Annotated in this window: 8 protein-coding genes; 4 read left to right on the top strand and 4 right to left on the bottom strand. The window is 50.1% G+C overall.

Annotated features, from left to right (window positions below; all coding sequences use genetic code 11):
* Positions 1 to 292: 292 nt before the first annotated feature.
* The gene (gene pruA / locus DUE52_RS24590; protein ID WP_114408727.1) at positions 293 to 1,924 is read right to left on the bottom strand and encodes an L-glutamate gamma-semialdehyde dehydrogenase; all 1,632 of its coding nucleotides are present in this window, start codon (positions 1,922 to 1,924) and stop codon (positions 293 to 295) included.
* 145 nt (positions 1,925 to 2,069) lie between these two features.
* Here pruA and DUE52_RS24595 point away from each other — a divergent pair, with 145 nt between their 5' ends.
* Positions 2,070 to 3,284: a proline dehydrogenase family protein gene (locus DUE52_RS24595; RefSeq protein WP_222930321.1), complete on the top strand. Its 1,215-nt coding sequence runs from the start codon at positions 2,070 to 2,072 to the stop codon at positions 3,282 to 3,284.
* Positions 3,285 to 3,732: 448 nt separating this feature from the next.
* Complete coding sequence (locus tag DUE52_RS24600) at positions 3,733 to 4,608, top strand: helix-turn-helix domain-containing protein (RefSeq protein ID WP_114408728.1); 876 nt, start codon at positions 3,733 to 3,735, stop codon at positions 4,606 to 4,608.
* 9 nt (positions 4,609 to 4,617) lie between these two features.
* Here the strand turns inward: DUE52_RS24600 and DUE52_RS24605 are convergent, their stop codons facing one another.
* Positions 4,618 to 6,063 carry an APC family permease gene (locus DUE52_RS24605; RefSeq protein ID WP_114408729.1) on the bottom strand — a complete coding sequence of 482 codons (1,446 nt, stop codon included), beginning with the start codon at positions 6,061 to 6,063 and terminating at the stop codon, positions 4,618 to 4,620.
* Between the two features lie 465 nt (positions 6,064 to 6,528).
* Here DUE52_RS24605 and DUE52_RS24610 point away from each other — a divergent pair, with 465 nt between their 5' ends.
* The gene (locus tag DUE52_RS24610) at positions 6,529 to 7,737 is read left to right on the top strand and encodes a PSP1 domain-containing protein (RefSeq protein WP_114408730.1); all 1,209 of its coding nucleotides are present in this window, start codon (positions 6,529 to 6,531) and stop codon (positions 7,735 to 7,737) included.
* A 53-nt stretch (positions 7,738 to 7,790) separates the two neighbouring features.
* On the opposite strand, the gene DUE52_RS24615 is transcribed toward DUE52_RS24610, so the two are convergent.
* Together DUE52_RS24615 and DUE52_RS24620 are read right to left on the bottom strand one after the other, a co-directional pair.
* A complete protein-coding gene (locus tag DUE52_RS24615; protein ID WP_114408731.1) occupies positions 7,791 to 8,090 on the bottom strand; it encodes a Dabb family protein in 300 nt (99 codons plus the stop codon).
* Between the two features lie 63 nt (positions 8,091 to 8,153).
* Positions 8,154 to 8,873 carry an RluA family pseudouridine synthase gene (locus DUE52_RS24620; protein WP_114408732.1) on the bottom strand — a complete coding sequence of 240 codons (720 nt, stop codon included), beginning with the start codon at positions 8,871 to 8,873 and terminating at the stop codon, positions 8,154 to 8,156.
* Between the two features lie 182 nt (positions 8,874 to 9,055).
* On the opposite strand from DUE52_RS24620, the gene DUE52_RS24625 reads away from it, so the two are divergent.
* Complete coding sequence (locus tag DUE52_RS24625) at positions 9,056 to 9,628, top strand: DNA-3-methyladenine glycosylase I (protein WP_114408733.1); 573 nt, start codon at positions 9,056 to 9,058, stop codon at positions 9,626 to 9,628.
* Positions 9,629 to 9,989 lie beyond the last annotated feature (361 nt).

A 9,989-nucleotide genomic window follows, 5' to 3' on the forward strand; every position in this document is an offset into this window, starting at 1 on the left:
TTTTCCTTCCCAAAATAGGGGTAGTGGGATTCGGCTAAAATCTATTTATCAATAGATAATTTTTGTTAAGCCCCCAAAGAATTGCTCACCAACTACTTTTATTGTAGAATAATATTCGGCTATTTTAGAAAAGTGAATCGCTTAAAATTTATCAACTCCCGCTTTTTCCAAATACCCGACTAATTGGAAAAATATAAAAGCAAATCCCTATTTTATCTAAAAAAAATACCGGTATGACGATCCTGTCATACCGGTAGATTGTAACGCAGTCCGGAATAAACCGCTGGTGCGATCAATCGGGATTTAAAAAAGGATAGCGGTAGTTTTTGGGAGCATCAAAGGTTTCCTTGATGGTCCGGGCCGATACCCACCGCAGCAGATTCAGCTCCGAACCGGCTTTGTCGTTCGTCCCCGATCCGCGCGCGCCCCCAAAAGGTTGTTGCCCCACCACCGCACCGGTCGGCTTGTCGTTGATGTAGAAATTGCCTGCGGCATTCCGCAAACGAGTGGTTGCCAGTTCGATGGCATACCGGTCGCGGGACAGGATCGACCCGGTGAGCGCGTAGATGGACGTTTTATCAATGATATCAAGCATGGCTTCATATTCGTCATCGTCGTAGACGTACACTGTCAAAACCGGGCCAAACAGCTCTTCGCACATCGTTACGTACTGCGGATCGTCGACCCGCAAAACCGTCGGTTGAATAAAATACCCAACGGTTTTGTCATACGATCCACCGGCTACGATCTCAACTCCCTCGTCGTTTCTAGCCTGATCGATGTAGCGGGCCAGCTTGTCGAACGAGCGTTCAGAGATCACGGCATTCACAAAATTGCCAAAGTCTTCGACCGGTCCCATTTGGATGGTACTCAGATCCTGAACCACTTTTTCCCGGATTGCCGCCCACAATGATGCCGGTAAATAGGCCCGGGAAGCCGCCGAGCATTTTTGTCCCTGGTATTCGAACGCCCCGCGTACCAGAGCGGTTGACACGGCTTCTACATCGGCGCTGGGGTGCGCCAGAATAAAATCTTTCCCGCCGGTTTCGCCCACAATGCGCGGGTAGCTTTTATAGGTAGCGATGGAATTGCCAATGGTTTTCCAGATCGTTTGAAAAACCGCCGTCGAGCCCGTGAAGTGAATACCGGCAAAGTCAGGATGGCTAAAAACAACGTCTCCCGCAACAGGACCATCCACGTTGATCAGGTTGATGACGCCACCGGGCAAACCAGCCTCTTTCAACACATCCATGATCACCTGAGCGGCATACACCTGGTTTTCAGACGGTTTCCAGACCACCACATTGCCCATCATGGCTGCCGAGGTTGGCAGATTGCCGGCAATGGCCGTGAAGTTGAAGGGCGTTAGCGCAAACACGAACCCTTCCAGGGGGCGTTGTTCCAGCCGGTTCCAGACGCCCGGTGACGAATTGGGCTGGATGTCGTAAATTTTCGCCATATACGAAACGTTAAACCGCAGAAAGTCAATGAGTTCGCAGGCGGAGTCGATTTCGGCCTGGTAGGCGTTTTTTGACTGGCCGAGCATGGTGGCGGCATTGATTTTATAGCGATACGGTCCGGCGATCAGTTCGGCGGCTTTCAGAAAAATGGCCGCGCGTTCTTCCCAGGGCAAGGCTTCCCAGCGGGGTTTGGCGGTCAGGGCGGCTTCGATGGCTTCCTGAACGTGGCTGGCATCGCCTTCGTGGTAGTAACCCAGAATATGGTGATGGTCGTGGGGGGGGCGAATGGCTCGTTTGGTACCCGTTCGGACTTCACGATCCCCGATGTAGAGAGGAATGTCCACTTCCTGCGCTCGGGCGTTTGCCAGGGCTTCCTTCAATTTAGCGCGTTCGGGCGTCCCGGGTGCATACGAATAAACCGGTTCGTTTTGTGGTTCCGGAACACGGAAAAATCCTTTTGACATAAACAATAGGTGATAAAATCAGTCCTTCAAAGGTATTATGCCCCGGTTCTTCCTTTGCATCCAAAATTGTCCAAATGTCATCCAAAATTGCCAAAACCGCCATACCCGAAATTCCCGTTATACATTAGGGGACAAAATACCGACGATGAAAAACGGAACGAAAATAGACCTGGATAATACTGCCGATGCCTTCGCTTATAAAACCGATCAGCAGTTGCGGAAAGCGCAGGTGATGTTCACCCTGATGAATCAAAACTGGCTGGTGAGCCTGGGAGCGGGGCTTACCTCCCTGGCTGTGAAATGGAATCTGCCGGTCAAAGGCCTGATCCGGTCCACCATTTTTGAGCAATTTGTTGGTGGGGAAAGCCTTGATCAAACGATAGATACCATCAAAACGCTCGATCGGTTCAACGTGCAGGCCATTTTGGATTATGGCGCGGAAGGCAAGGAAACCGAAGCCGACTTCGACCGGACGAAGGAAGAGTTCATTCGGGTCGTTCGGTTTGCCGCTACCCGCCCCAATGTGCCGTTGATGGGCATCAAGATTACGGGCCTGGCGCGGTTTGCCTTACTGGAAAAGCTGAACCCGTTGGTTCGGCTAACCGATCAGACCGTCGATATCGATACCAGTTCGCTGACCCCTTCCGAAAAGCAGGAATGGGAGCGGGTGGTCAGCCGAACGGTTGAAGTCTGCGAAACGGGAGCTAATCTCAACATTGGAATAGTAATAGATGCTGAAGAATCGTGGATTCAGGATACGATCGATGCGTTGACAATGCAGGTGATGACGGTTTTCAACCAAAAGGACGCTGTCGTTTTCAATACCGTCCAGCTATACCGGCACGACCGGCTTTCATTTCTGGAACGGAGCTTTGCGCTGGCCCAAAACCGCAACGCCATTCTGGGTGTCAAAATCGTTCGGGGGGCCTACATGGAGAAAGAACGAAAACGGGCGTTAGAGCGCAACGAAACCGTTTTGATCCAGCCCGATAAAGCGGCCAGTGACCGGGACTTCGACGCTGCGATTGATTTTTGCCTGGACCATCTCGACCGGATTTCGCTGATTGTAGCCTCGCACAATGAATACAGCGTGCAGCACACCGTCCAGAAACTACTCGACGCCGACCTACCGCTCAACCACCCGCACATTCATTTCTCCCAGCTTTTTGGCATGAGCGACCACATCACGTTCAATCTTGCCAAAATGGGTTGCAACGTGAGCAAGTATCTTCCGTATGGACCCATCGCCGACGTTATTCCGTATTTGATGAGACGGGCGCAGGAAAACAGTTCGGTGGCCGGGCAAACCAGCCGGGAGTTGTTTTTGATCCGGAAAGAAGTGGCCAGAAGGAAGTTATAACTGGCTCGGTTTTCGTATTATCATACTGAGAGGGCTACGATACCCCGACAGCGGTCAAAGACCCTGTCAGCGGTATCGTAGCCCTCTCAGTATGATAATACCGCCTTTACAAAGCGATTTACTCCCGTTTTCAGGACGCCTGGTGAACTTTGAAAATTGTAATCATTTCAAGAGTAAAAAATGAACATCATCGATACTGTGACACTATTCCGATATACGGTTTCTGAACGAACTTTTGTAACAGTATTAACCAATAATCAACAAATATTATCCGCTAGTTTGTAAAATATATAGAATAATGATAATATTGGTATATACTTCACAAAACAACCGTTAAATGAAGTAAAGTTGTAAAACCGTTCCTTTTGCCGGTCATTGTAAAGCCCTTGCCATCTCTAATTGTACTATTTTGATGTTTAATGGTTAAACAATTACCTGATTTGACTGTATGAAAGTACTACAATTTACTCCGCCTGCCCCCAAAGAGGATTCCGTAATTGTAGACGAGGATTTTCTGACCCATTTCTACAACCATTTTCACCGGCATAAACAACTCCAGATCACGCTCATCCTCAAAGGGAAAGGTACCTTGATGGTGGGTAACTACAGCCAGGCTTTCCGGCCCAATGAAGTCTACATTCTGGGGCCGAACCAGCCCCACATGTTTAAATCGGAGCCGGGGCATTTTACGAATCCACGGCTTGGGAATGCCCACGCGATTCACATTTTTTTCGATCTGGAACGGATTCCGAAAGCCTTTCTGGCTTTGCCAGAAATGGAGTCGATCAGCCGGTTTCTCGACCTCATCCAGAATGGCCTGCAACTTCCGGCCGAACACACCGAATACGTTGCCAAAATCCTGAAATCTTTGGAAGACAAGACCAATCTGGATCGGCTGCTGGCGGTTATTCAATTGTTTCAATATTTTTCGAAGGAAGTAAAAGGCTGGAAGTCGTTGCAAACGGGGTTCGCCGATTATTCGTTTTCGGATTCGGACGGCATGAGGATGAATGACGTCTTCCAGTATACGCTCGATCATTATGCCGAGCCCATCACGCTCGACAAAATTGCCGACATCGCCCACATTACTCCGCACGCGTTCTGCAAATACTTCAAGAAGCACACCCGCAAAACGTACAACACGTTTTTGAACGAAATCCGGATCAACGAAGCCTGTAAACGAATCATCAACAGCAGCAACGACGGCATTTCCAGCATTGCCTATTCGACGGGGTTCAACAGCGCCACCAATTTTAACCGGGTTTTCAGGAAAACCACCGGCATGTCGCCCAGCGACTACATTCGGGAATACAAGAGCAAGTAAGGCAACGGTTTAGATCTGTTTTTCGAACGTTTCCGGGAGCTTCTCACCGGTATTCCGGTTTTTTCTGATCAGGAAATAAATCGGAATGCCGGTGAGGGTAATGATAAGTCCGGGCCAGGTATAGGTGGGTTTGTAGATAATCAGCAGGAGGCAAAACGCGAGGCCCATCAGAATGTATAGAACCGGCAAAACCGGGTAGCCAACGGCTTTGTAGGGTCTCGGCGCGTCGGGGCGTTTTGTTCGCAGGATGAAGATCCCGGCAATCGTCAGCATGTAAAAAACCACGACCACGAACGAAATCATATCCAGTAAATCGCCGTAGCGGCCGCTCAGGCTCCAGATGCAGGCCACGATGCACTGAATCCAGAGGGCAAAACCGGGTACGGAATTTTTGTTCAGTTGCCCCACTTGCCGGAAAAACAAACCGTCTTTGGCCATGGAATAATACACCCGCGCTCCGGCCAGAATCAGGCCGTTGTTGCAGCCAAAGGTGGAAACCATGATCATAATGGCAATGATGGTGGTTCCGGCGTTACCGAAAATAACGTGAGAAGCCGTTACGGCCACCCGGTCTTTGTCGGCCGAAGCAATCTCCTGCAACGACAGCACCCCGGTATACATGACGTTGGTGAGCAGGTAAATAACCGTTACGATGATGGTGCCCAGGGCCAGACTGAGCCCGATGTTTTTCTGCGGATTTTTGATTTCGCCGGCAATGAAGGTGACGGTATGCCACGAATCACTGCTGAAAATCGATCCGACCATCGCGGCCGCAATGGCACCGAAAGCCGCCAGCGTTGTGTAGGATTCAACGCTTCCGTCGGGGCTGAGTTTTTGTAAATTCCAGATGTCGACGTTCGTCCAGTTGGTTTGCCAGACATCGGATTTGATGGCATAAAACCCGAATACGATGAGACCCAGCAGGCTCAGCAGTTTGGCCAGGGTGAAGGTCGTTTGAATGAGTTTCCCGCTGTTGACCCCGCGGGTGTTGATGAAGGTGAGCAATATGATAATCAGAATCGAAAGGAGCTGTGCCGCCGAGATTTGCAGGAAATTCAGATCTAAGATAATGTGGTCTTCACTGAACTGTGGCCATAAGTACGCGGTGAATTTGGCAAACGCTACGCCTACGGCGGCAATGGTGGCGGTATGAATGACGGTGAAAAAACTCCAGCCGTATAGGAAACTGATGAGGGGATTGTAGGCTTCTTTCAGGTATACATATTGCCCGCCCGCTTTCGGATACATGGCGCTCAATTCCCCGTAACTTAAAGCGGCCGTTAGGGTCATGAAACCGGTGATCAGCCAGACGGCCATCAGCCAGCCCGCACTGCCGGTGTTGCGGGTTATGTCGGCACTGACAATAAAAATACCGGAACCGATCATGCTGCCGGCCACCAGCATCGTGGCATCGATTAATCGCAGGGAAGGCTTAAAGGCCGAATGTTCTTGCATAAAAGAGAAGCGGGGAAACGGTGTCGACGCCGGATAAAGTGGATGTCTTAACTATTTATCCAAAGGTAAGTGACCTGCAACCGCCAAATATCTCCGGTTTTAGTCAATCCTAAACATATTTTAACCGTTTTCATGTGATCATGGATGGGGTTTCTGCCCAACCTGCCCGGAGTCGTTGGGTTCATGCAGCCGTTTATGCCTTTTTTTATTAATTTAGGGTATAATTTTGAGGTTGACCGGTTCATGAACGGCGTGAACCGGTTGAGTATAGTGTTCACCGCCCAATTTGGATCTATATAAAATGTGATCTGAATGAAGGCACAAAAAGAAGCGGGGCCGCCCGCACGATCACGAGTTATGAATTAAAAGTTATGAGTTGAAAATTAAAAGTAAACGGGTCGCTATCCTGCTTTTCACTTTTAACTCTTAATTTTTAACTCTTAACTCTTAACTATAGATAGAGTTATGGGATGCAAATCATGTACGACCGGCGGTTGTGGGACCAAAACCGCGACCGGAGCCGTGGGCGGATGCAAGAATAATGGGGCCTGTGGCACCGGTGGTTGCAATAAAATGAATGTGTTCGACTGGTTGAGCAACATGGAGACGCCCTCCACACGCCGGTACGATGCAGCCGTAGAAGTAAAGTTTAAGGGTGGCCGGAAGGAATACTACCGAAACCCGCACCAGATCGATCTGACGACGGGTGACTACGTTGTCTGTGAAATGCAAACGGGCTATCACATTGGCTGCGTGTCGCTCCAGGGGGAACTGGTTCGCTTGCAGATGTTGAAGAAAAACATCCCGTTTTCCGACGACCTGAAAGTGATTCACCGCGTGGCGTCGCAGAAAGACCTCGAAAAACACGAGCAGGCCATCGCCCGCGATCTGACGACGATGTACCGCACCCGCGAAGTGGTGAAGGAACTCAAGCTGAATATGAAACTGTCCGACGTTGAATACCAGTCGGATAACACGAAGGCGACATTTTACTACTCGTCCGACGAGCGTGTCGATTTCCGGGAACTGATCAAGATTCTGGCCGCCGAATTCAAAATTCGGGTCGAAATGCGGCAGATCAGCCTGCGGCAGGAAGCCGGGCGGTTGGGCGGGATTGGCTCCTGCGGCCGCGAATTGTGCTGCTCGACCTGGCTGACCGATTTCAAAAACATTACGACCTCGGCGGCTCGCTATCAGAATTTGTCGCTGAATCCCAGTAAGTTATCGGGTCAGTGCGGCCGTTTGAAGTGCTGCCTGAATTACGAACTCGAAACGTATGTGGATGCGTTGCGCGATATTCCGCAGGTGGAAAAACCGCTGGAAACCCAGAAAGGCCGGGCGTCGCTCCAGAAAACCGACATTTTCCGGCGGATCATGTGGTTTGGTTACAGCACCGAAAGCACCTGGTATCCGCTGCCCATCGCGCGCGTCATGGAGATTCAGGAGTTGAACAAAAAGGGCATTATTCCCGAATCGTTCGACCTGCTGGAACCGATGGCCGAGCGGAAAGAAACCGCCAAAGGGCTGAGTTCACTCAACAGTGATCTGGAAAAACTGGACAAAAAATTCAGCGACCGCAGCGATCGGAAGAAGAAACGGAAGAAGAAAAAACCGTCAGCCGGTGGTGGTGAGCCGACGGCTTCGAACGGCCGCCCGGAGAACGGAAAAGCTTAATAAAGAAAAAACCGGTCGGAAGGCCGGTTTTTTCTTTTTATCGAATGTGGTTTTTATTCCACGGCATCATACACCAGAACCTTGCTCCAGTACCGCGCGCAGGTTTCCACAAATTTCAGGTGGATCGGGTCTTCCTGATACGCGTCGTGGGATGCCTGATCACTGAAAATATAGGTCAGTGACCAGTCGTAGGAATGATCGATGACGGGCCGACGGGTGTCGGCGGGCTTGCCAATGTACAACGCTTCAAAATGCGTGATGCCTTTGAGCGTTTCAAGGCCGGCGCGGAGCGCCTGGCGGTCGTCGTCGCTTTCGGGGTTCGTGAGCCAGAAATATACGGTATGAACAAACATGCTTGTTTTTCGACCGGTTCGCCGGTACGGTTTTAGGAGTTAACGCCAAATTGAGCCTGAAAACTAACTATTTTTCTCTAACTGCTTCACCAATACTTCGAAATCTTTCGGATAGGGCGCTTCAAAAATCGTTCGTTCGCCATCCAGCAGCGTAAACGTGAGTGAGCGGGCGTGCAGGGCCACACGCTGAATGAGCGACTGTTCTTCGGTGTCTTTTTTCAGGTTGAATTTCCGCTTCAGATCCGACAGAAAAACCGGTTTTCCGCCGTAGGTCGGATCATTGGCAATGGGGGCTTTCAAACACATCAGGTGAACCCGAATCTGGTGCATCCGGCCCGTAATTGGCAGACACTCCATCAAGGTATGCATCCGGTATACTTTCAGCGTATTGAAAATGGTTTCGGCCTCTTTCCCTTTCTGCCGGTCGATTTTCACCGCCGTTCCGTCTTTGATGGGCGAAATGGGCAGATACACCGAAATACCTTCGAAATCATGAATGCCATCTACAACGGCGTGGTAGCGTTTGGTCACCTCCCGGTGTTCGAACTGCATGGCCAGGTGGCGGTAGGCCGCCGGGTTTTTGGCAATCGCCAGAATGCCCGACGTGCCTTTGTCCAGGCGGTGGCCGAGTTGCGCATCCGGATGGTAGGCTTTGGCTAAGCGTAAGATACTCTGTGACTTATCGGCATTCCGTTCGTCGAGCGAAGCGATATTCGCCGGTTTATTGATTAAAATATAGTCGTCGTTCTCGAAAACAATCAGATCTTCAAAATTCAGTTTCATAGTACAAATGTCCTGAACAACAGAATGCTATCCAAGGCAAAAAGATTCCCTGTCGAAAAACCGGGTGAATAGTGTCGCCATTTTGGAGGGAAGAACCGTGGGAAAAGAACTTAACCTAACGCCCAAAGGTTGAAATTAGTGGGAAACCCATCCGTATTTTCCTTTTCAACCACCGACCCAACATGTCCTACTGCACCGCTATCGATTTCATGCCCGCCGAACGAAAGGCTCTCCACAAAGCCTACCACGACCATCTTTACGGTTTTCCAATCCACGACGACGACGAGCTGTTTTGCCGGCTGGTGCTGGAAATCAATCAGGCTGGGTTGAGCTGGGAAACGATTCTGAAAAAGGAAGCCGGTTTTCGAAAAGCATACGATAATTTCTCCATTGCCAAAGTAGCGGCTTATACCGACGCCGACCGAGAGCGGCTGCTGGCCGATGCGGGTATCATCCGCAACCGGCTGAAAATCAATGCCGCCATCGAAAACGCCAAAACCATCCTGCAACTGCAAAAAGAACACGGTTCGTTTGAAAGCTGGCTGGAACTCCACCATCCCAAAATCAGGGAAGAATGGGTGAAGCTGTTCAAAAAAACGTTTCGCTTCACCGGTGGGGAAATCGTGAACGAGTTCCTGATGAGCATCGGCTATCTGCCCGGCGCCCACGCGCCCGACTGTCCGGTGTTTGAAAAAGTGTTGGAGAAAAAACCGTTGTGGAGTTTACCCCCAACCGTGCGACGGTCCGACCCCTGAAGGGGGCTTTTGAAATCTGGATATTTAAGCCCCCTTTAGGGCAGGGCTGTTACGTTTTTTTTTACACCAAATTAGCTTTGGTATAGCAATGGAGAACTTCGGTGACATTTGATCTGAAGTACTCTCGTTAAAATCATGCCATTAGGCAATATAGTTTAGTTTACGCCAATTGATTACGTGCCAGCGGCACGAGATGTTTGTAGAACAGGTTCCCCGCGTGCTCCATCGTGCCGTTCATACCTTTGCTCACTACCCTATCTGATTACCATTAACCGAATTATCTTTGGTAGTCACTCGGCTGAGCGGTAGGGGATGGATAAAAACAGCAGTGCCTTAGGTGCCTGACACCGTTACCTATGTG

The sequence above is a fragment of the Larkinella punicea genome (genome assembly GCF_003334855.1).
Classification (GTDB): domain Bacteria; phylum Bacteroidota; class Bacteroidia; order Cytophagales; family Spirosomataceae; genus Larkinella; species Larkinella punicea.

Excerpts from the sequence above, each read along its gene's own strand:
- DUE52_RS24605 (WP_114408729.1), bottom strand. The coding sequence starts at position 6,063 with ATGCAAGAACATTCGGCCTTTAAGCCTTCCCTGCGATTAATCGATGCC.
- DUE52_RS24620 (WP_114408732.1), bottom strand. The coding sequence starts at position 8,873 with ATGAAACTGAATTTTGAAGATCTGATTGTTTTCGAGAACGACGACTAT.
- DUE52_RS24625 (WP_114408733.1), top strand. The coding sequence starts at position 9,056 with ATGTCCTACTGCACCGCTATCGATTTCATGCCCGCCGAACGAAAGGCT.
- DUE52_RS24610 (WP_114408730.1), top strand. The coding sequence starts at position 6,529 with ATGGGATGCAAATCATGTACGACCGGCGGTTGTGGGACCAAAACCGCG.
- DUE52_RS24600 (WP_114408728.1), top strand. The coding sequence starts at position 3,733 with ATGAAAGTACTACAATTTACTCCGCCTGCCCCCAAAGAGGATTCCGTA.
- DUE52_RS24615 (WP_114408731.1), bottom strand. The coding sequence starts at position 8,090 with ATGTTTGTTCATACCGTATATTTCTGGCTCACGAACCCCGAAAGCGAC.
- pruA (WP_114408727.1), bottom strand. The coding sequence starts at position 1,924 with ATGTCAAAAGGATTTTTCCGTGTTCCGGAACCACAAAACGAACCGGTT.
- DUE52_RS24595 (WP_222930321.1), top strand. The coding sequence starts at position 2,070 with ATGAAAAACGGAACGAAAATAGACCTGGATAATACTGCCGATGCCTTC.